This window comes from Dethiothermospora halolimnae (genome assembly GCF_037577855.1).
In the GTDB taxonomy this organism is placed as follows: domain Bacteria; phylum Bacillota; class Clostridia; order Tissierellales; family VENL01; genus Dethiothermospora; species Dethiothermospora halolimnae.
This window is the reverse complement of the sequence record NZ_JBAKFX010000006.1, coordinates 33,257-56,050: the sequence shown is the minus strand read 5'-3', so window position 1 is coordinate 56,050 and position 22,794 is coordinate 33,257. Positions and strand designations below refer to the sequence as shown.

Sequence of the window (22,794 nt, the reverse complement as noted above, 5' to 3'; positions counted from 1 at the left end):
ACATCCTTATTATAGTCCATAGGTTGTTATATTACTTAGTATTGTCATTGGGTCCACAGCCTTACCTTTTTTCCTAGTTTCTAAGTATAAAATTTTTTTCCCCTCATCTTTTATTTCTCCTATTTTTTCTCCTTTATCTACATTTTGACTTTCTATAGCATTTATCCTATGAAGATATCCATAAACGGCTTCAAAGCCCCCATGTTGAATTTTTACAAATTTTCCAATTAACCTATTTTCCCCTACCTCTATAACTTTTCCTTTGTCCATTGATAAAACTTCTTTTTGCTGAGTTAATATACTAATCCCTTTATGAAATACTGTTACACCATTACTTTTCTTTTCTTTACCAAACTTTTCATATATTTTTCCATTAACAGGGAAAATATATTCTTCTTCCTCTTTAACTTTAAAAATAGATATAACTTTATCTGATATTCCCGATAAATGCTTGCCATAGTCTAGTATTTTTTTACCATCTTCTTTTATATCCATATTATAATTAAGAGTATTTGACACTATCTTTATAATTTTCTTTGTTGGCTCTGTATCAAATTTTTTTATAATTATAATAAACAAAACAATAATTATACTAATTAAGAGTTTTTTAAATTGTTGTCTATAAAAGTTTTTTTCCTTTTCGCTATTGCTATGCCTTCTATTAACCTTAAAACCCTTACTTTCCCTTCTAAATTTTTTCCTAATAGACAAATATATCACCTACTTACTTGTTTATTATATTTGTATTTATTTATCTATTAGTTTATTCCAAAAAAATAACACCTAATCCCTTAGGTGTTATTTTTTTAAATCTTTCTCCACTCCATATCTCCTCTTGCCATTGACTTAATTAACAGCTCTGCTGTGGCTATATTTGTGGCTAAGGGAATGGAATGAACATCACATAGTCTCATTAATGCTAAAATATCTGGTTCATGGGGTTGGGCTGTTAAAGGATCTCTAAGAAAGATAACTATATCCATATTATTCATTGCTATTTGAGCTCCGATCTGTTGGTCTCCTCCCAAAGGGCCAGATAAAAATCGTTTAATGTTAAGTTCTGTTGCCTCTTCTATAACTCTACCTGTGGTTCCTGTAGCATATAATCTATGCTCCTTAAGTATATGTTTAAATGCTATAGCAAAATTAATTATGTCTTTTTTCTTTTTATCGTGGGCTACTAATGCAATATTCATCGGCCGCCTCCTAGTAAAATTATTCTAAATCCTTATCCTTCATTTTTATAATAGGTATATTAGCAACCAATGCAGGTATTGGTGTATTATCACTGTCTCTCTTAGTTCTTGTAAATTTAATATCTAATCCCTGTTCATCAATCTCCATGTAGTCGGATATTACCCTTATCATATCTCCCTTAATCATTTCTAAAAAACGAGGAGAAATATTTGCTCTATCGTGGATTAACACAAGCTTTAACCTTTCTTTTGCCTTGTTTTTACTACTATTATCATTCTTCCCAAAAATCTTGAAAAAATCCAACTCTACTCCTCCTTTTTATTATTTCCCAAAAATTAACTTTCTAAACTTCGACAGCATCCCTTCATCTACATCTAGATTTAATAAGGGAACCTCTTCTCCCATAATTCTTTTAGTTATATTTCTAAAGGCTTGTCCTGCCAAGGTTTTCTCATCTGTAACTGCAGGCTCACCTCTATTGGTTGATATAACAATAGACTCATCATCTGGAACTATACCTAATAAATCAATGGCCAGAATATCAGTCATATCCTCTATGTTCATCATATCTCCTCTTTTAACCATATCCTGTCTAATTCTATTAATGATAAGCAGCGGATCATTCAACCCCTTAGCTTCTAATAGTCCGATTATTCTATCGGCATCTCTAACAGCTGAAATTTCAGGGGTGGTAACCACAAGGGCTCTATCAGCACCAGCTATAGCATTTTGAAATCCTTGTTCTATTCCAGCTGGACAATCTATAATAACATAATCAAACTTTTCTTTTAACTTCTCACATAATTCATACATTTGCTTTGGTGATATTGCAGTTTTATCTTTAGTCTGAGCAGCTGGCATCAGGAAAAGTCCATCGTATCTTTTATCCCGTATAAGTCCCTGTTTTAATCTACAAACTCCTTCTACCACATCCACAATGTCATAGACAATTCTGTTTTCTAATCCCAACACTACATCAAGATTTCTAAGTCCTATATCTGCATCTATAACAACAACTTTATTCCCTTCCATGGCTAAACCTGTACCTATATTAGCAGTAGTAGTCGTTTTTCCTACTCCACCCTTTCCAGAAGTAATAACTATAACTTCTCCCATATATCTAACCTCCTACAATTTCTTATTTTTTTGGTAAATATGGTTCAATCAACACCATATCGTCTTTTATTTTAGCTAATTCTGGCCATTTTGATATTATATCATCATCATCTGGGGAACGTGCAATAAAATCGGCTATTCTAAGCTGAGTCGGTTGTAATCTAAAAGCAGCAACTATTGCTTCGGTATTCCCATCACAACCGGCATGGGCTATTCCTCTTAATACCCCTAAAACGATTATGTTTCCTTTAGCAGTAACCTCTCCTCCAGGATTTATATCCCCCAGTATTATAATATTGCCATCATATTCAACTTTTTGTCCTGATCTAATAGTTGTCCTAACAAATTTGGTTTTCCCTTCCTCTATTCCTTCAAAAAAATAATTAGCTTCTACATTGTCTTTGTTATCATCCTTTTCTATTATTTCCTCTACAGCAATACCGTATTTATTGTTTATTATATATTTTAATTCAGATTTTTCTTCTAAGGACAATGATCTACCTTTAAAATTAACTACTTTTCCCCCTTTGAAAAAATCCTTTGACTTATTCAGCATATCATCTAATTCTAATTTAATTTTTTTAAAATCACCATTCTTAATATAAACATATATTCCTTTTTCATTTCCTTTAAATGTAATCAAATTCGTTCCCATGTTACTACCTCCATAGATATTGCTGTTAAATAATACTTCTTCAAATAAAGAATAATTCCTTCTTGATTTTTAAAAAAAGACAAACTAATAAGATAGTACTATCTTATTAGTTTGTTTCCAAAAGTAATATTTTCATATTGATTATTAAGTCCTAAATACTCCGCTATCACATCTCTAACCATTGGACCGGCATATCCCCCATGACCTCCTTGAAAGATTATAGCTGATACTGCTATCTGGGGATCATCATAGGGAGCGAAAGCTACAAACCATGCATAGGGATCATACTCTTCTCCAGTAATAGGGTTCATGGAAAGGTTCTGAGCTGTACCAGTTTTTGCCCCTACTTTTACTGGAAAATCTTTAAAAGCTCCATAGGCAGACCCACCTTGTCCAGTTACCATTAGCATACCTTTCTTAATATAGTCAAGATTTTCATAATTATTTAACTGTATCCTTTTAGATTCTGTTTCAGGTTCAAAAGTAATTTTGCCTCCATTATAACTTTCAACTTTCTTAACTATACTAACAGTATTTTTATACCCTCCATTAGCTAATGTGGCGATATATCTAGCCATTTGCAATGGTGTATAGGCATTTTGACCTTGGCCGATGGATACATTTAAAGTATCTCCCTGTTTCCATCCCGAATAATTTAGATAGGTATACTTTATTACATCTACCAAAGGTGTATTCTTTCCTTCTAATTTTCTTAAACCATCAAATCCTAACTCATCTAAACCTTTTATAACCTCAGCTCTAGAAAGTGTTGTATTTAAACCAACCCAAGATGTTATCTCTTCAATTTTTTTATTTAATTCCTTATCATCCATATCTATATTTTCTTTGATATAATACTGTAGATTCTCTTTTAAATATCCTTTTAATCGCCTTTTACTAATCCTAATTTTAGTTTCGGGATTGGGTACTCCCCTTATTCCTTCTCCAGGAACTTCTATTCCAGTTATTTCATCTAATCCAAATTTCTTTGATAAATCTAGTATGTCTTGTAAAGTAACTGCAGGCCCTAAATTTTTACCTGTTCTCCTTTCCCCAGGATTAGTAGTTATAGTATAAAAGTAGTAGTTACATGAATCTCTAATAGCCTCAAACATATTTTCGTATCCATGGGTACCTCCCCGATCATTCCAAATCCAGCAACCAAATGTTCTGTTTCCCAGTTCTATAAATCCCCTTGTCAATAATTTAGCATAGGGGTCTATTCCCTTTTCTAAGCCTGCTAAGGCAGTAATCATTTTAAATATAGAACCTGGTTGAACAGCCGTCTTCATTGCAACATTATAAAGGGGTCTAGGCGCCAATGGATCCTCTTCATTCTTCGGTTTTAGACCCTCATAATCTGCATAGGATATTCCAGTGGAAAATAGGTTAGGATCATATGATGGATAATTGGCCATAGCCAATACTTCCCCAGTTTTCACATCAATAGCAACAAGGGAGCCGGTAGTGGCATTTTCAAATGTATCCCTATAGTCATAATCTCCCCACTTACTTTGATAAACTCCACCTTTTTGTATTTCTTTTAATCCGTATTCCAATAATTCCTCTGCTTTTTTCTGTAAGTTCGCATCTATTGTTAAAAACAAATTATTTCCCGGTTTAGCCTTTTCTTCACTAAAAACCTTTGTAGTGTTTCCTAGGGCATCTACTTCTACTTTCTTTTTTCCATCGACTCCCTTAAGATATTCCTCAAACTTCTGCTCTAAACCTGTTTTACCTATTAAATCATCGGGGGAATAATTTTTTCTGTTTCTAAGATATTTATTAATCTCTGACTCTGTAGCTATCTTCCCCATATAGCCTAAAGAATGGGATGCCAAATCCCCCATAGGATAGTATCTTACAGGCTCTATAGAAACTTTAACACCTTTAAGTTCTAAATTCTTTTCTTCTATTTCTGCTACAGTAGTTTCTCTAATTCCATATGATATAGTAATAGGTTCATAGGCTTTATATATTTGCTTTCTTAGTTGTTCTTTAGCAGTTAAAACATGTCTAACTTCATATCTACTTAAATTTTCATTTATATTTTCCTTTTCCATAACCTTTCTAAAAGTTTCTTTTGCATTTTTTACATCAGATATTCCTCTTTGTTTTAACCAGTTCTTTTTATTAACCATGGTAGTATATTCTACCCCTTCTTTAACCGATATCTCTGGATTAATAAAGTTTAAAGTTTCCCTCTGAGCTATATATTTTATATCTTTTTCAAAGATTACTTCTTGTATTAAATTATATTTTTCCCCGACACTTATCAAAGCATCAACAGCCTTAGACTCTTGATTTAAATTTTCCCTTTTTAAAAACTGTACCTTCGACTTCTCACTTTCATATTTAAATTTTAGTTTATTGTTATCATGGTCTATTTCATATATTATTGGTAAATCTATTTCTTTTTCTTTTAATTTAGTAATAAGACTCTGCCCTGGGATTATTTCACCATTTTCTGATTCAAAAACACCACTGATCAATTTATTTATTGATGTATTTAGCACAATATTTATAAAGTCGTCTTTGGCATCGGATTCCAATGTGACTCCTATATTAGGCAAAGACTTAATTAACTCAACTTTTTTAGTTATATAGTCCACATCATATCGAAAAGCATACTCAGTTAGTTTTAAATCATCTATATACCCATTCCCCTTTAGAAATTCAAATGCTAATTTCCTAAAAATAGGACTGGACATTAATTTTCTAATATTTTTGTTATCTTTACTTATAAGATATGTTAAAGTATCCTTTGCACTTAATTTTTCATCTATTTTCATTTCTTTTTTCCATAGATCAATGTCTTTATTCTTGGAAAATTCTATATTAACTTGATTATTTTCTAACCTTATATTAATAGGGACTTCTATCCCTTCTTTTTCCAAAATTAATTTTCCTTTGTCCGCTGCTATATAACTGAAGTTATGTTCACCATCTTTATAGTTATAAAAAATATTAAATAGCTGTCCAATAAGTTTATTATCAATAATAGTTTTTATAACTATTTCTTCTGGTAAAGCATCATTTTGTATATATTTCTCTTTGTCCTTGTATTGAAAAATATTAAATACTATGGGGAATTGATCCACATAGCTTTCATTATTGTCTTCTAATATACTCATAAGTTCTAATAATATTTGATTTCTTTCCTCACTTTCATTGCTCAATTCGTCTTTTAATAATTGTACAGTAAAACTGGGCTTATTTGTAGCTAATAGCCGACCATACCTATCCCTTATTTCACCCCTTGGAGCAGTTATAGATACTTGTTTTAACCTCTTAGTATCCGATTTCTTTCTAAGCTCATCACCGTGTACTATGGTTAATGTGGCTAATCTAAAGGAAAGAAGTAAAACTATAAAACAAATAATAATAGTCAGTATATTATATCTATCTTTTAACTTTTCAATTAACTTCTTCATTTCTCCCTCTCCTATCTGCTTCCAAATTTAAGCTTTTCACCTTTATTAAAACTGTATATAAATTTATATATAGGTATAGAAAGAATTGAATTATAAAGGACTTCCACTATTACAATATTTTTTATAAAATATATGAACTCTATATCTATTGAAGAAAAAAACATAAATATATAGTACATAAATTGAAATCCTATAGTAGATACACCAGTAAACACCACAACTACTAAAGGATTCTCCTTAAATACATTATTATCTATTAATCCAATTGTATATCCCACTATAAAATACAATAGGGCATATATACCTATAACATCATTAAAAACTATGTCATGTAAGAGCCCTAATCCCAGCCCCAGTGGAGCACCTACTTTTTTCCCTTTAAGTAATGCAAATACCGTTATAAATATAAGAGTAGTATTTGGTATAACACCGTTTATACTTATATATTGAAACACTGTAGATTGAAGAATAAAATTAAAAATAGTTATTAAAATAATTAAAATAATATTCACTATATTACCCCTCTATTCCTTTTTATCAGTTATAACAAAAACTTTATTCAATCGTTTAAAGTCTATTGCTGATTTTAGCTTTATAGTTTTCATTAGGTCATCATCATTCTTAGTTACATCTACAATTTCCCCTATATAAAGATCTTTAATATAAACTCCTCCTAATCCTGAAGTCACTACTTTATAACCCTTTACTACCTCCGCTTTATTGTCAAATAAATATCCAGTAATCTCTCCATTAATGCTTCCTGCTATTATTCCTCCATCCTGGGTCCTTAGTACCTTATAACTTACCTTATTACCTTCATCTATGATAGATATAACTTTAGCCCAATCATCTCCTACTTCTATAACTTTACCTACTAAACCTTCTTCAATAATTTCATCTTCTACTTCTACAGCTTGTACTACAGCATCACCTTTTTTTATTCCAGCTTTAGCACCTTTATCAATTATGAACTTATCAAACCAATTGCCAGGGTCTTTGCCTATAATTTCTGATTCTACATAATTGTACTCAATAGTATCTTTTAATATGGCTTCTTTTCTAAGATACTCCTTTCTCATGATTATGTCTTCATATGTTCTATTTTCTTTTTTTAATTTAGTTATCTCTTCTTCTAACTTAGCATTTTGTCTTTTAATATCTGATAAATTAGTTATAGAGTTAAAGGTACCAGACACTGATTCTCCTATATCATAAATAAATCCTTGAATAGGTGTTATTAATTTTCCCACTATATTTTCAACAAATGTTACTTTACTTCTTCCTCCTGCCGTTATTCCTATGATTATAATTAGAATGATAGTAACAGCTGCTACTATCATTCTACCTCCATACTTTTTAAATATTGACATCCTATCACCAACTTACCCCAATTTCTTAGAACTACCTGAAATTTTCTTAAGTGTTTCTATATTTTCTAGTGCTTTTCCAGTTCCTAGAGCCACACAATCAAGGGGATTTTCAGCTATATGAACTGGCATACCTGTTTCTTTTCTGATAAGTCTATCTAAGCCATTTAATAATGCTCCTCCTCCTGTAAGCATTATTCCTAATTCCATAATATCTGCAGCTAACTCAGGAGGTGTTTTTTCCAATGTATATTTAATAGCATCAACAATATTCATAACAGGCTCTTTCATTGCATCATAGATTTCTGATGAAGTAATTTCTATAGTTTTAGGTAATCCAGATATTAAATCTCTACCCCTTATCTTCATCTTTTCTTCCTTATTTTTCATATCAGCTGAACCTATTTGAATTTTTATATCCTCTGCTGTTCTTTCACCAATCATTAAACTATATTCTTTTTTTACATATTGTACTATTCCTGTGTCTAACTCATCTCCTGCTATCCTTATAGACTTACTTGTAACAATTCCTCCTAAGGAAATAACCGCAACCTCAGTCGTTCCTCCTCCTATATCTACAACCATGCTTCCAGTAGGTTCCTGTACAGGTAACCCTGCACCAATAGCTGCTGCCATCGGCTCCTCTATTAGATATGCTTCTCTAGCACCAGCTTGCATAGATGCTTCTTCCACAGCTCTTTTTTCTACCTCTGTAACTCCCGATGGTACACATACAACTACACGGGGTTGTACAAACGAACGTTTAGGATATGCTTTTTTTATAAAGTATTTAAGCATACTTTGTGTTACATCAAAGTCAGCTATTACACCATCTTTTAATGGTCTTATGGCATATATATGACCTGGAGTCCTACCTATCATTCTTTTTCCTTCTTCTCCAACTGCTAACACTTCATTATTTGATTGTATAGCAACCACTGAAGGCTCTCTAATTATAATTCCTTTACCCTTTATATAAACAAGTGTATTTGCTGTTCCTAAGTCTATTCCCATATCTTTAGAAAACATATTTAATATTCCCATATTTTCTGCTCCTCCTTACTCCTTACACTATAGTATATTCTTTTCTTTTAAACTAACATAATTTCCATCACCAATAATAATATGATCTAATACATTTATTCCCAATATATTGCCACTAGCCACTATTCTGTTAGTTACATTTATATCTTCACCACTGGGGGTAGGGTCCCCACTTGGATGATTATGAGTTAAGATAATTGATGCACTGCTCCTCTTTATAGCTACACTAAATACTTCCCTTGGATGAACTATAGAAGAATTTAGATTCCCTATTGAAATATTCTCTATTGAAATAATTTGATTTTTTGTATCTAATAAGATTACTTTAAAGTACTCCTTTTTAAGATATCTCATTTCTTCCATTAGGACATTAGAAACATCAGAAGGAGAGGTTATTTTTAATTTATCAATAGCTTTAATAGAAGCAATCCGTCTTGACATTTCTAAGGTGGCCATTATCTGGGAAGCTTTACACTTACCAATACCTTTTATTTTTGTTATTTCTTCAATTGACAGTTCAGTTAGAAATGCTAGTCCCCTTTTATCCATTGTTAAAAGTTTATGTGATAGCTCAAGGGCCGTATCACTTCTATTTCCTGTTCTTATTATAATTGCTAGCAACTCTGCATTTGAGAGGGATTTAACACCAAATTTAAGAAGTTTCTCCCTAGGTCTTTCATCCTTGGGTAAATCTTTTATAGTGTAACTTAATCTTGATTTCATAAGTCCTCCAAATAATTAAAAGTTATCTGTTACAAAGTTACGATGCTACAAGGTTACACTAAATATAAATTAATATTTAGACTAATCATATAACTTCGTAACATCGTAACTTTGTAACTATACAACCCAATCTTTACTATTTTTTATCAATTTTAAAGCAAACTAAATCCAAAATATCTTTCTAACAAATCTTCCACTTTAGATAATGGAAGTCCAACAACATTTGAATAAGATCCTTCTATCTCATCCACCAAAATAGATCCTTTTCCTTGAATTCCATATCCTCCAGATTTATCCTTATATTCACCTGTATTTATATACTTTCTTATTTTACTTTCTGGTAACTGTTTAAATGTCACTATAGTTTTGGCATAATCTACTACTTTAATTCCTTTACTTAAATTAATTAGCGAAATACCTGTAATAACATAATGTTGTTGTCCATTTAATTTACTTAACATCTCAAATGCTTCTAATTCACTTTTAGGCTTTCCTAAAATAAAGTCTTTTACTACAATAGTATCTGCAGCCAATACGATTTTCTCTTCTGATATTTTTATAGCTACATCGTATGCTTTTTCAAATGCCAATGTCATTGCCACTTGCTCAGGTTTTTCTGTAATATTGATCTTTTCTTTTATATTACTGCTTATTATATTTAGGTCTAAATTAAATTCACTTAATAGCTCTCTTCTTCTAGGTGAAGATGAAGCCAATACTATTTTTTTCATATTTATACCACCTATTAAATTGTACTTGTATTATAAATAATTTACTTAGTATTAATTTAATCATTGCCTATATCATTATCAATTATAACACCAAAAAATAATAAAATAAATAGTTATTGTGTCCCTAAACTTAATCTATAGCTTGAAAATTCTGCCTGAAAGATTTTTATCAACAAAAATTGATACTAAACCAACAAAATACCCAGTAAAAAGGCTAATTAAAGTCATTATAGGCAAATAAGAAAAAATCATGATATTTTCCATCATTATTGATGCTATCATAACTTGTCCAATGTTATGACTAATGGCACCAAAAATACTGACCCCTATAAGACTAAAATAATTTGAAAAATATTTATAGACAATATACATTAAAATAGTACTAAAAATAACCCCTGTTAAACTATAAAATATACTAGAAACACTTCCCGTTGCAAGAACAAAAGTTATACTTTTTAATATTCCTACGATAAGTGCATCCCTAAAACCTAGTATAACAAGTGTAATTAAAGTTACTACATTTGCTAAACCTAGCTTTGCTCCCGGTGCTAAAAATGGAACTGGCATCGAAGATTCCACAATACTAAGTACCAGTCCTATTGATATCAATAACGATAAAAAAATTAATCTATGAAGCCTAGTCATAATTTCACTCTTTCTTTTTAGCTAATAGCTTATATAATCATATTCTTCTTCTACTTCTTCTTCACTTACTATTTGAATAACTAGTCTATTAGGCAAGCAGACTATAACTTCTCCTGGCCTTTCTATCCAGCCCTGTTTTACATCTAGTTTATCAGGACAGTCTGCCTCAACCACCCTAACTTTATCATCGGATATTTCCACCTTATTGTATCCAAATTTAGTTTTTATTTCTATAAATCTGTTATTTTTGATGGAGTCAAATCTGATTTTTTTGTAGACATCACCATCAACTTCGATTTTGACTTGTTTAATGCCATTATCAACAAAGGCATTTTTTACATAATATAGTCCTAATAAACTTGCTATTAAAACAAAAATAATTAAATATTTATCCCATCTTGTCATATATAACATCCTTCTTTATATAAAACTGTCTTTAAGACTATAAAGCCATACTATACACATTCTAAGTTTACCATTTCCCCTTACTATTTACAAGTTGCAATTTTTTCAAATAGTAATAGAACAAAGGTGCTGTCGATGCTTCTTTGTTCATTGCAAAGTGCATGGAGCAAGGAGGGTGAGCCGTGGGATTACGAATCCCCCATCAACAGGATTAGTAGTGTGGAATTCATTCCACGGTTTCCTTATCTATTCTTTATTCTCTAAATAAGTATTTATTCTTTAAACAAAAAAAGCGGCTAGGCCGCTTTCTTTATTTCATCTTGATTGCATCCTTTGGACATTTTTCTGAACAAAGACCACATCCTATACACTTATCTTCTATTACTTTATGAACTCCTTTGAGTTCACCTTCTATAGCATCAACAGGACATTTCTTTGCACATATCGTACATCCTATACATTTATCTTCTATTACTTCAGCTTTTTGTCTACTATCAAAGTCTGCCCAAATAGCATTGGTTGGACACTTTTCAGCACATATCATACAATTAGTACATTTATCATAGTTTATTTTTGCCAGCTTGTTATCAAATTCCATTGCATCAAATGGACATGCTTTGACACATATCTGACATCCTATACAACCAGTTGTACATTTAACCTTAACATCTTTTCCGAATTCATTACTATTACAATCTACGTGCACTTTTTGATCGTATGGCACCATTTCTATAACTGCCTTTGGACAGTTCTCTATACATTTATTACAAGCTGTACATTTCTCAGGATTTATCTTTGCAATACCATCTACTATATCTATTGCATCAAAGGGACATACATCAACACATGTACCCAAACCTAAACATCCATACTGACAAGACTTACTTCCCCCTTGTACCATAGCCGCAGCTTTACAGTCACTTATCCCTGTATATTCTACTTTTTCATTGGCATTACATTCAGTTCCTTGGCATATAACCCTAGCCACCTTTTTTTCTCCTGAATCTGCACTTACACCCATAACTTCACCTATTTCTTCCGTTGCCTTAGCTCCTCCTACAGGGCATCCATTTACTGGGGCGTCTCCTTTAACTACAGCATCGGCAAAAGCATCACACCCAGGATAACCACAGGCTCCACAATTGGCACCTGGCAAAGCTAATCTAACTTTTTCAACCTTAGGGTCTACCTCCACTGCAAATACCCTAGAAGCAATTGCCAGTCCTACTCCAAATAATAGACCTAGTCCTCCTAGTGTTGCAACGGGATATAATATATTTTCAACCATTTCACTCACCTCCTAAACAAGTCCTTGGAATCCTAAAAATGCTATTGCCATTAATCCAGCAGTTATTAAGGCAATAGGAAATCCTTGTAACGATTCCGGTACATCGGCAAGGGCTATCCTTTCCCTTATACCAGCAAATAATACTATAGCTAGAGAGAAACCTATTGAAGCCCCAACTGCATGGGTTATTGTTTTAAATAGTGTATATTCTTCCTGTATATTTAATATAGCAAGACCTAATACCGCACAGTTTGTAGTTATAAGAGGTAAGAACACCCCTAGGGCATCATATAAACCAGGACTTGCTTTTTTAACAAACATTTCAACAAATTGTACAAGGGATGCTATAACCAATATAAAGGCCATAGTCTGTAGGAACTCTATACCTAGTTTCACTAAAATAAAGTGATGTATGAAATAAGTAATTATTGATGACAATGTCATAACAAATGTAACCGCCATACCCATTCCAAAGGCAGTTTCTACCTTTTTAGAAACTCCTAAAAATGGACATATTCCTAAAAATTTTGCAAGTACAAAGTTATTTACAAAGATGGCACTTACTAAAATCGTAAAAAATTCCATCTATAACCCTCCTTTATCCATTAGTCCTTTTTCTTTTTTTACTCCAATTGAATAATCCAACTAAGATTCCTAATGCTAAAAAAGCACCGGGAGGTAATATCATTATAATGGCTGGCTTAAAGGCTTCACCTAATAATTGGTATCCAAATATACTTCCTGAACCTAATATTTCTCTAACTGCTCCTAATATTATAAGTCCTATTGTAAATCCTAGTCCCATTCCTAATCCATCGGCTACAGAATTTCCTACATTATTCTTAGATGCAAAGGATTCTGCTCTACCTAAGATTAAACAGTTTACAACTATAAGGGGTATAAATAATCCCAAGGATTTATATAAATCAAGAGCATAGGCATGCATAAACATTTCTATTAGGGTTACGAATGTTGCAATGATAACTATAAATGCCGGTATACGAATCTTATCGGGAATAACTCTTCTAAGCAGAGATATAACTAAGTTTCCTCCAAATAATACTGAAGTAGTTGCAAGTCCCATAGCCATACCATCGGTAGCAGTAGTTGTAACTGCCAGTGTAGGACACATACCTAGAAGTTGTACGAATATTGGATTTTCATCAACAAGTCCATTTTTAAAGTTCTTGAAAATACTCATTTTTTCACCTCCATTGAAAATAACTATTTATTCAATCTGTCATTAAATAATTCCCTAGCCATGTTAACACAATCTGTAACAGTATCGGAAGTAATAGTTGCACCGGTTAATGCCTGTATTTCATTATCCTTTGATGGATTAGTCTTAACCCTCACCACTTCTTTATCTGTACTTATTCCTTTATATTGATCTTGAAAATCCGCTGAAGTTGCATTTGCACCGAGTCCAGGGGTTTCAAGATGCTTTACAACTTTTATACCTGTTATTTTGCCTTCAATTGATATACCAGTGATTACCTCTACATCTCCTCCGTAACCAGAAGTCACAGTCTTTATTGCATATCCAGCTAAGCTACCATCTGACATACCTTTATATACCTCTAATATTTTATCATTCTCATCCTTTATTGCTTTAAACTTATTGTCATCAATAGACTTAAAGCTATCTGTTCCAGGTAGGACTTCTTTTCTAGCCTCTTCACTAGCCTTAGCTTCAACCTCTTCTATCTTACCTTCAGTTAAGCCATTAGATAATCCTAATATTGAGGCTGCAACAGAAGTTATTAATAATAATATTAATCCTAATTTAATAATCTCACGCATTTTGCTTCACCTCACCAAATACTTTTGGACTTGTATATTTATCTATTAAAGGAGCTATTAAGTTCATCAATAGTATTGAGTAGGATACTCCTTCTGGATATCCTCCCTTAAGTCTAATTATGGCTGTAATAAGACCACATCCAATCCCAAATATTATTTGACCTTTAGGTGTAACCGGGGATGATGAGTAATCTGTAGCCATATAAAATGCCCCTAGCATAAGTCCTCCAGCTAATAAATGATAAAAGCTATTTTCTATTCCTGTTCCAAATAATAATAAAACAACAAACACTGTTCCTATATAGGTAAAAGGAATTCTCCAATTTATAACCCTTCTATATAGTAAATAAATTCCACCTAATATCAATGCTAAAGCAGATGTTTCACCTAAACATCCTCCAACATTACCTATAAAAACTTCTGTTAAAGAAGGTAATACTGCATCCCCACCTTCTTTTAAAATTCCAAGGGGAGTAGCTGTACTAACAGCATCGGCTCCTGTTTTTACCCAACTGGTCATCTCCACTGGCCATGATGCAAGTAACATGGCTCTAGCAGCCAATGCTGGGTTCATAAAGTTATGACCAAGACCACCAAATAGTTGCTTAACTATCCCTACAGCAAATGCCGACCCTATAACTGGTATCCACCAAGGGGCAGAAGCTGGAATATTAAAAGCCAATAAAAGTCCAGTAACAACGGCACTTAAATCATTAATTGTAACCGGTTTTTTTAAAGCTTTCTGAAAAATAACTTCAGTTATCAATGCTGATGCAATTGCTAAAACTATTAATTTTATTGCATCAAATCTAAAGTAATAAACACTCATTAATGTAGCCGGTAACAATGCAATTAAAACATCTAACATAATTCTACTTACCGTCTCATCAGACCTAAGATGGGGTGATGAAGACGCTATTAATTTACTATCCATTCTTATCCCTCCAATCGATTAACTTTTTTTCCTTTTTGATATAATCTCTCTTTTAGCAACTCTTATTGATTGAAGCAATGGTCTTTTAGACGGACAAATAAAGGAACATGAACCACACTCTATACAATCTAAGGGACTATATTCCTCAGCTTCATCATACATTCTTTTTAATGATAGTTGACTTATAAATAAGGGTTGTAATTTTATTGGACAAATATCTACACATTTTCCACATCTTATACATGGACTAGGCTCTGCTATTTTTGCCTGTTTCTTATTTAAAGCCAATATCCCAGAAGTTCCTTTTATTACAGGAACATCATCTGTAAATTGAGCAATTCCCATCATTGGACCACCAGAGATTAACTTACCAACTTTTTCTTTATATCCTCCACATTGTTCAATCACTTCTTTAAAAGAAGTTCCCACCTTTACAATAAGATTTTTAGGCTCACTTATAGCCTCTCCAGTTATGGTTACAATCCTCTCTATCAATGGCATACCAGTTTTAATAGCATCTGCTATGGCTGCTGCAGTTCCAACGTTATTAACAACAACACCAACATCCATTGGTAAGCCTCCCGATGGAACTTCCCTGCCTGTAATGGCATTAATAAGCCTTTTCTCATCTCCTTGTGGATATTTTGTAACCACAGCTATAACCTCTATATTTGATTCTTTTGAAACTATTTCCTTCATAACTTTAATAGCATCAGGTTTATTTTCTTCTATTCCTATATAGCCTTTATTTACATCTACCGCCTTCATAATAGCCTTTAAGCCATCTACTATTTTTTCAGGTTTTTCAAGCATTAATCTATGGTCAGCAGTTAAAAAAGGTTCACACTCTGCTCCATTAAGAATAACCGTATCTATTTTCTTTTCTGGCGGTGGAGATAGTTTTACATGGGTCGGGAAACCTGCTCCTCCCATCCCTGTTATACCTGATTCTTTTATAATATTTATTATCTCTTCTTTACTTAAACTGTCCAAGCTTCCCTTGGACTTTACATCTTCATGAACTTCATTTAAGCCATCGGATTCAATGACAATAGATAATGCCTTTGACCCAGTAGAAGAATCAAATTGAGCTATCTTTTTCACAGTTCCAGATACACTAGAATGTATCGGTGCTGATACAAAAGCCTTAGCTTCTCCTATTTTCTGCCCCACTTTAACCTTGTCTCCTATCTTAACTATTGGCTCACAGGGAGCTCCAATATGCTGTTGCAAGGGGATTTTTACTATTTCAGGGTCTTTTGCTCTAGCAATAGCCACTTGTTCTGTATACCTCTTAAAATGTGGAGGATGTACTCCACCTTTAAAAGTAAACTTTTTTCCTAGCATCTTTTTCACCTCTTATTTTTAATTTTTCTAAATATAGTAATCTTAAATCTTGTATACAAAATCCTTTTATACAAATAAAAAATATGGGTTATAGCATTTTATTTTATAAAAAGAAGAATATAAAGATAAAAAGTTGTCCTATCTAAAATATATGATAGTTATATATAGGTAATGCTTATATATTAATTTTTTGTAAAGGCTTGTCCATATAGGATATAGACAAAATAAAAAAGTCTGACTTTTGATAATACAAAAGTTGACTTTTTTCTATAATTTTTTACCCAATAACATGGACAGATTTATCGCTACTCTACAATTATAACACTTTTTTGTCCTATTGTGTATGGATTTATTAACTATACTATAAGTTTTTCTTATGTTTATAAAGATTTGTTATACCTTCATTTACATATTCTTTTATCCATAGGAGCACATCTACCGATTTTATACTTACTCCCTCTAATATTTTTTTTATTTCTTTAGTTTCCAGTAAAAATTTTTCTTTATTCACAGTATGCTTATAAACTATATCTGTATTATTAGTGCTATTTATTATACTTACCATAGTTTCTCCCATATTCCCTAAAGGTGCCCTATCTATATGACTATGCTGAAATGTACAAATTATTTTAGTCCCCCTACCCTTTAAAGAATTTATACTGAAGTTACCATTACATCTTTCACATGCAGCCTTAGTCAAAGATATACCAAGTCCCACTTTCCTTGTAGTTCTCGTAGTAGTAAAAGGATCTTCAACTTTTCTAAGCATCTCACTATCCATTCCCTTACCATCATCCTCTATTATAATGGTTAATATATCCTTTTGTAAATCTTCTTCTATGGTTATCTCTATGAGTTTAGACTTGGCTTTTAAAGAATTCTCAGCTAAGTCTAATATGTGCAATGACAATTCTTTCATTGATTATTCCCCCAGAATTTTGACAAATATTCTAATATAGATTTAACTTGATTTTCTTTGGGATAAATATAATTTATCCTTTCATTTATATCCTGTAAGTAATGGGCATCTGAGTTTTCAATTATATTATATTTAGATAAATCAGTAAATTTATTTATTTTACTTAACCTCGGTCTATTGGACACTTCGATAGTTGTTATGTCTAAGTAGTCAGGTATAAAACCTAAAGTCCCTAAAATGCTATAAGATTTTCTATCAACATGGGCAGGTATCATAACCCCTTTATAATTTTTAATCAATTTATTAACTTCTTTTATAGAAAAAGTGGTACTATTTAATAATAACTTATCTAAACTACCTACTACTTCATCACTTTCGTCACATATATATTGATTTCCAAATATATCATTTTGATTTTTTATATTTGGCAAACTATTATATATGATTTTCCCAAATTCATATGCTAGTTTAAAATCATCAAAGTAACATAAAATGTGAACCTCTTCTTTAGTTGTGACCTCAATTCCCGGTATTAATGTAATACCTTTCTTCTTTGCAATTTTATAAGCAGGACCATAGTTCAACATCGTATTATGGTCAGTTATTGATATTACATCCAATCCCTTTATATAGCTCATATTTATAATATTATTAGGGGTCATATCATCGGAGCCACAAGGTGATAGGGTTGAATGGATGTGTAAATCAATACTTAATTCCATTTTAAATTCCCAATTTATTTAGCTGTGAAGCTAGAGTATATGCATCCAGTTTTGACTTTAGCAAAGGGACTTTCACTTCATTAGCTTTTTTTATAGTATCTTTATCAATATCCATACCCTCCGCTACTATTATACATGATAATTCCACCAAAGTAGCCACCGCTATAATATTAACATGGGATTGTATAGTTATCCAAATATCTTTAGATTTAGCCTTTGACATAACTAAACTTAAAAGATCACATATATATACCCCTTGAACTTCAACCATTTCTTCATTATAACCAGCAACTATTTCTAAGTTTAACTCTTCAATAATTTTATTTAAATCCATTCTACCCCTCCAATTATTTTTCGTTAATAATTTCTTTTAATTTAAATATACAATCTTCTATTTTCCCATAACCCCTTACAATATCTTCTGCTAAAGCATTACAAGTAGGTGCCCCACAGGAACCACAGTCAAGTCCTGGCAGTTCTCCAACTATGGATTTTATTTGTTCTATCTTTTCAATAGCCTTTTGTATATCGCTATCTAGGGTCATTATACCCTTGGGTTCTATCTTTTCAGTCCAATTTATAATACCACTATTATATAGGTCATCAACATATTCTTTACTGTAGTTAGAACTCTTTTCTGTGCTTTCAGATAATTTCCTAATTCTACTCTTAGCTATAAAAGGATTTTCTACATTTAAGGGCCCCCCAACACATCCTCCTGTGCAAGCCAAGCCTTCAAAATAATCTAAATTATCTAGTTTTCCCAATTCTATTTCTTCTAACACATTTATAACATTTTCTATTCCGTCCACTGCAATATAATTTTCTACTCCTATTGCATAGCTTTGTCCTCCAACTCTAGCCCAGCCAATACCTTGGGGAGATGCTTTTTTAAATTGTTTTTTCTTTACTACAGATTTGGCATTCTTAACTATATCACCATAAATTTCTTTTACTGATATAGCTCCATCTAAAATTGATTTCTTTATGCCTATGGGCTTTTTGATACTTGTTACTTTAGCTGGACATTGAGTCAAGTAAAAGATACCGATATCCTTTGATTTTAGATTATACTTTTCCATCACATCTTTTTTAGCCATTCTGGCTGCTATTTCCATCGGTGACTCAACCTTTATAATATTATCTATAAGGGAGGGAAACCTCACCTGAATCAGTCTAACTATTGCTGGACATAATGATGAAATCATTGGTTTTTGAAAAGTATTATCCTTTATTAAAGATTTTATAACTTCAGTAAGAATATCAGCAGCTATAGCCTCATCAAAAACATAATCAAAACCTAAACCTTCTATCCCCTTATATACCTTTGACATATCAGTATCTACACTAAATTGCCCATATAAAGGCATGGCAGGTATAGCAATATTATATTTAAATTCTTTTAATTTGGATAAGTCATCAGTGGTAGAATTCTGAGCATGATAAGGACATACCCGGATACATTCCCCACAGTCTATACACCTATCTTTAATTATTACTGCCTTTTTATTTCTAACTCTTATAGCCTCAGTTGGACATCGTCTCATACAATTTGTACACCCGTTACATTTCTTCTCATCAAGTACCACTGAATGAAAATATTCACTCATACATATCACCTACTATCTATTCTTAATTAATATTTATATTCATTAAAACCTCCGTACCACTTTCTTTAGATGATGTAATATTAAACTCATCTGAACATCTTTTCATATTGGGTAATCCCATTCCTGCTCCAAATCCCAATTCCCTAACACTATTAGGTGCTGTTGAAAAACCTTCTTTCATAGCAAGATCAATATTTTCTATTCCTGGACCTCTATCAACAGCTTTAATTTGTATTTTATTTGTATCTATAGTTACAGTTATATCCCCTCCAATTGAATGAATTACAACGTTCATTTCAACTTCATATGTTGCTATAGCTACTCTTCTTATTATCTTAGATTTAATTCCCAGCTGAGTTAATATCTTTTTTACATTGCTTGAAGCTTCTCCTGCCTTAGTAAAATCATTCCCTGTAATCTCATATTCTAATTTAATTGACTTTCTTGATTCTCCCATTTAATTCCTTATCCCTTCTTCTATAGATAACCCGTCTAATCCTTTTTCATAAAGTTTACCACAGGCAGTATATAGTGTATAAGCCGTAGTTATTATAGTTATTCCCCTATCTTCAGCTAATTCTAATATTTCTTCGCTAGGGGTCTTATCTCTTACAAATATTATTGCAAATACATCAATCATTTCCGCTGTTCTAATCACTTGGGGATTGGTTAAGCCAGTCAATAAAACTGTCCCCTCTTCTACAAAAGCAAGGACATCACTCATCAAATCACATCCAAATGCTGCCACTACTTCTTTATCTAAATTACTTTTACCTGTTAAAATTTCACCTTTTAAAATTTCTTTTATTTTTTTTAGTTTCAAATGTATCCCCCCTATCGGTTAATAGCTTTTTTATACTCTAGTATTAAAGCTTGAACAATCATTTTGAAAATATATTTACATATTGAAATAATCCTTCATTGAATTTTATATACAATTGGCCAACAGACTCATTTTTGTTTAACCCTGAAATAATTTCTTCTCTTATTTTAATATTCTCTTTTATATAGTTGATTTTCTCTCCAAAGTTTTTGTTAGCAACTTTATCGCTAATACCAGTCAATTCTTGCCTAATATTATTAGTGTTATTAGTCATAAATTCTTTTACTATACTTACATCTCCACCTCTAATTACAGAATTCCACAAACTAGTTTCTTCTCCATAACTATTATTTATGATTGTTATAAGATTAATAAAATCTTTAATTACTACTTCATTCTCCTTGTTATATTCCAAAATTAAGTCTTCCACTGTGATTCTATCAGTAAAGGAATCTTTATATGTTTTTTTTACCTCTTTCTTATACTCTTCAGCTTCTTCTTCATTAAAAAAAGTAGCCACATATACTTTATATGCTTTATCTTTTATCAAATAACCATAAAGACCTTTGTCATTTAATTGATTTAATAAGACCTGGGCATTTTCTTTGCTATTAAAACTTCCTATTTGTATATTATATAAATCAAATCCTTCTGCTTGTACTTTAGTTATTTTTTCCTGTTCCCTATTGTTATCTTCCTTATCTGTTTCTTCAGTTTTAGAATCTTGTTCTTTTTTTTCAGACTGTACATCATCTTTATTTACATCATCAATAACTTCTTCATTTTCACTTTTAGTATCTTTATTTATAGAAGTTCTAGGTAAAATAATAAACTTTACTATTCCAACTCCAATTAAAATCGAAATTAATGGTAATATTATTATAAATATTATAAAATTTCTCAGCTTGCCTTTGCTTCTATTTCTTCTTTTACTTGAACGTCTCATATTATAAAGTCACCTCCGTATTAACTATCTATATTAAACCTTAACTGTAGTGGGTCATCGGGATAAATAAAGTTAGAAACAGTGACCCCTAATAACCTAATTTTTTTATTAATTTTAAACTTATTATCTAAAATATAATTAGCTGTTTTCTTAATAACATCTTGTCTATCTGTAGGATAATTTAATGTAAAACTCCTTGTTTCTATAGAAAAGTCATTGTATTTTATCTTCACAGTTATAGTCCTTATTAATATTTTTCTTACTTTTATTCTATATATAATATCTTTAACATATTTATCTATTGTACTATACAAAACTCCTTTATCAATCACATCTTCACTAAATGTATTTTCTTCACCTATAGATTGGGGTTTCAGACTATTTTCCACTGGACGATTATCTATCCCCTTAGAAAATTCTATTAACTCCAACCCCCTCTTACCAAATTTCTTCAAAATAATATCATTATATTTTTCAATTTCACCAATCTTATAAATACCTAATTTATTTAACTTCTCTTCAGTCTTAGGTCCTACTCCCCAAAGTTTTCTAACTGGCAAAGGTCTTAATATATCCTGAGCCCATTTTTTACTTATAATAGTAAATCCATTGGGCTTATCCATATCTGAAGCCAACTTAGCTAGAAATTTATTATAAGAGACTCCCACAGATGCCGTAAGTACAGTGGCTCTAAGTATATCTTCCTTTATTTCCTTTCCTACTTTAATCGGATCTTTTCCTGTTACATCTAAGAAAGCTTCATCTAGGGATATAGGCTCTATTTTATTACTATACTTTGTAAATATATATCGTATTCGTCTGGAAACTTCTTTATACTTTTTCATATCTACAGGTAAGAAAATAATACTTGGACATAAAAATCTAGCCTTCTTCGATGACATAGCAGATTTTACCCCATATTTTCTCGCTTCGTAGGATGCAGCACACACCACACCCCTTCCATTGGGATTCCCTCCTACTGCTATGGGTTTGTCTTTAAGTTTAGGATTATCTCTTTGTTCTATTGATGCATAAAAAGCATCCATATCCACATGTATAATTGCTCTTTCATTCATATATAATCA

Annotated in this window: 27 protein-coding genes; all 27 read right to left on the bottom strand. The window is 31.7% G+C overall.

Translation table 11 applies throughout. The features are described 5' to 3' along the window. Nucleotides 1-9: 9 nt before the first annotated feature. Nucleotides 10-711 carry a peptidoglycan DD-metalloendopeptidase family protein gene (locus V6137_RS03965; protein ID WP_425446585.1) on the bottom strand — a complete coding sequence of 234 codons (702 nt, stop codon included), beginning with the start codon at nt 709-711 and terminating at the stop codon, nt 10-12. Between the two features lie 95 nt (nt 712-806). After that, on the bottom strand, nt 807-1,196 hold the full coding sequence (mgsA, locus tag V6137_RS03960) for a methylglyoxal synthase (RefSeq protein ID WP_425446584.1): 390 nt from the start codon (nt 1,194-1,196) through the stop codon (nt 807-809). Nucleotides 1,197-1,215: 19 nt separating this feature from the next. Next, nucleotides 1,216-1,500: a cell division topological specificity factor MinE gene (minE, locus tag V6137_RS03955; RefSeq protein ID WP_425446583.1), complete on the bottom strand. Its 285-nt coding sequence runs from the start codon at nt 1,498-1,500 to the stop codon at nt 1,216-1,218. Between the two features lie 18 nt (nt 1,501-1,518). Further along, complete coding sequence (gene minD / locus V6137_RS03950) at nt 1,519-2,313, bottom strand: septum site-determining protein MinD (protein WP_425446582.1); 795 nt, start codon at nt 2,311-2,313, stop codon at nt 1,519-1,521. A gap of 22 nt (nt 2,314-2,335) precedes the next feature. Beyond that, on the bottom strand, nt 2,336-2,968 hold the full coding sequence (minC, locus tag V6137_RS03945) for a septum site-determining protein MinC (protein WP_425446581.1): 633 nt from the start codon (nt 2,966-2,968) through the stop codon (nt 2,336-2,338). A 98-nt stretch (nt 2,969-3,066) separates the two neighbouring features. Beyond that, complete coding sequence (locus V6137_RS03940; protein WP_425446580.1) at nt 3,067-6,402, bottom strand: penicillin-binding transpeptidase domain-containing protein; 3,336 nt, start codon at nt 6,400-6,402, stop codon at nt 3,067-3,069. Between the two features lie 11 nt (nt 6,403-6,413). Further along, entirely contained in the window at nt 6,414-6,914 is a 501-nt protein-coding gene (gene mreD / locus V6137_RS03935) for a rod shape-determining protein MreD (RefSeq protein WP_425446579.1), read from the bottom strand. Between the two features lie 12 nt (nt 6,915-6,926). After that, entirely contained in the window at nt 6,927-7,772 is an 846-nt protein-coding gene (gene mreC / locus V6137_RS03930; protein WP_425446578.1) for a rod shape-determining protein MreC, read from the bottom strand. A gap of 12 nt (nt 7,773-7,784) precedes the next feature. Next, nucleotides 7,785-8,813: a rod shape-determining protein gene (locus V6137_RS03925; RefSeq protein WP_425446577.1), complete on the bottom strand. Its 1,029-nt coding sequence runs from the start codon at nt 8,811-8,813 to the stop codon at nt 7,785-7,787. Nucleotides 8,814-8,840: 27 nt separating this feature from the next. After that, nucleotides 8,841-9,536 carry a RadC family protein gene (radC, locus tag V6137_RS03920; protein WP_425446576.1) on the bottom strand — a complete coding sequence of 232 codons (696 nt, stop codon included), beginning with the start codon at nt 9,534-9,536 and terminating at the stop codon, nt 8,841-8,843. A 152-nt stretch (nt 9,537-9,688) separates the two neighbouring features. Continuing rightward, nucleotides 9,689-10,267 carry a Maf family protein gene (locus tag V6137_RS03915; protein WP_425446575.1) on the bottom strand — a complete coding sequence of 193 codons (579 nt, stop codon included), beginning with the start codon at nt 10,265-10,267 and terminating at the stop codon, nt 9,689-9,691. A gap of 135 nt (nt 10,268-10,402) precedes the next feature. Continuing rightward, on the bottom strand, nt 10,403-10,912 hold the full coding sequence (locus tag V6137_RS03910) for a Gx transporter family protein (protein ID WP_425446574.1): 510 nt from the start codon (nt 10,910-10,912) through the stop codon (nt 10,403-10,405). Between the two features lie 21 nt (nt 10,913-10,933). Then, nucleotides 10,934-11,317 (bottom strand): NusG domain II-containing protein, encoded by a 384-nt coding sequence (locus V6137_RS03905; protein WP_425446573.1) that lies wholly within the window; start codon nt 11,315-11,317, stop codon nt 10,934-10,936. 310 nt (nt 11,318-11,627) lie between these two features. Next, on the bottom strand, nt 11,628-12,605 hold the full coding sequence (locus V6137_RS03900) for an RnfABCDGE type electron transport complex subunit B (RefSeq protein ID WP_425446572.1): 978 nt from the start codon (nt 12,603-12,605) through the stop codon (nt 11,628-11,630). A gap of 12 nt (nt 12,606-12,617) precedes the next feature. Continuing rightward, nucleotides 12,618-13,190: an electron transport complex subunit RsxA gene (rsxA, locus tag V6137_RS03895; protein ID WP_425446571.1), complete on the bottom strand. Its 573-nt coding sequence runs from the start codon at nt 13,188-13,190 to the stop codon at nt 12,618-12,620. Nucleotides 13,191-13,203: 13 nt separating this feature from the next. Continuing rightward, nucleotides 13,204-13,806, bottom strand: a complete 603-nt coding sequence (rsxE, locus tag V6137_RS03890; protein WP_425446570.1) for an electron transport complex subunit RsxE — start codon at nt 13,804-13,806, stop codon at nt 13,204-13,206. Nucleotides 13,807-13,829: 23 nt separating this feature from the next. Next, entirely contained in the window at nt 13,830-14,408 is a 579-nt protein-coding gene (locus V6137_RS03885) for an RnfABCDGE type electron transport complex subunit G (RefSeq protein WP_425446569.1), read from the bottom strand. After that, nucleotides 14,401-15,342 (bottom strand): RnfABCDGE type electron transport complex subunit D, encoded by a 942-nt coding sequence (locus tag V6137_RS03880; protein WP_425446568.1) that lies wholly within the window; start codon nt 15,340-15,342, stop codon nt 14,401-14,403. Before V6137_RS03880 ends, V6137_RS03885 begins: the two co-directional genes overlap by 8 nt. An 18-nt stretch (nt 15,343-15,360) precedes the next feature. Continuing rightward, nucleotides 15,361-16,689: an electron transport complex subunit RsxC gene (rsxC, locus tag V6137_RS03875; RefSeq protein WP_425446567.1), complete on the bottom strand. Its 1,329-nt coding sequence runs from the start codon at nt 16,687-16,689 to the stop codon at nt 15,361-15,363. A 361-nt stretch (nt 16,690-17,050) separates the two neighbouring features. After that, nucleotides 17,051-17,608: an ATP-binding protein gene (locus tag V6137_RS03870; RefSeq protein ID WP_425446566.1), complete on the bottom strand. Its 558-nt coding sequence runs from the start codon at nt 17,606-17,608 to the stop codon at nt 17,051-17,053. After that, nucleotides 17,605-18,330, bottom strand: coding sequence for a PHP domain-containing protein (locus V6137_RS03865; protein ID WP_425446565.1), 726 nt, complete (start codon nt 18,328-18,330; stop codon nt 17,605-17,607). The genes V6137_RS03870 and V6137_RS03865 overlap by 4 nt, the downstream gene beginning before the upstream one ends. Nucleotide 18,331: 1 nt before the next feature. Then, nucleotides 18,332-18,664, bottom strand: a complete 333-nt coding sequence (locus V6137_RS03860) for a DRTGG domain-containing protein (protein ID WP_425446564.1) — start codon at nt 18,662-18,664, stop codon at nt 18,332-18,334. Between the two features lie 13 nt (nt 18,665-18,677). Continuing rightward, nucleotides 18,678-19,940: a [Fe-Fe] hydrogenase large subunit C-terminal domain-containing protein gene (locus V6137_RS03855; RefSeq protein WP_425446563.1), complete on the bottom strand. Its 1,263-nt coding sequence runs from the start codon at nt 19,938-19,940 to the stop codon at nt 18,678-18,680. Nucleotides 19,941-19,962: 22 nt separating this feature from the next. Continuing rightward, entirely contained in the window at nt 19,963-20,397 is a 435-nt protein-coding gene (locus tag V6137_RS03850) for an ATP-binding protein (protein WP_425446562.1), read from the bottom strand. Continuing rightward, nucleotides 20,398-20,763: a DRTGG domain-containing protein gene (locus V6137_RS03845; RefSeq protein ID WP_425446561.1), complete on the bottom strand. Its 366-nt coding sequence runs from the start codon at nt 20,761-20,763 to the stop codon at nt 20,398-20,400. A gap of 58 nt (nt 20,764-20,821) precedes the next feature. Then, a complete protein-coding gene (locus tag V6137_RS03840) occupies nt 20,822-21,709 on the bottom strand; it encodes an SPOR domain-containing protein (protein ID WP_425446560.1) in 888 nt (295 codons plus the stop codon). Between the two features lie 20 nt (nt 21,710-21,729). Continuing rightward, complete coding sequence (gene dinB / locus V6137_RS03835; RefSeq protein WP_425446559.1) at nt 21,730-22,785, bottom strand: DNA polymerase IV; 1,056 nt, start codon at nt 22,783-22,785, stop codon at nt 21,730-21,732. Nucleotides 22,786-22,794: the final 9 nt, after the last annotated feature.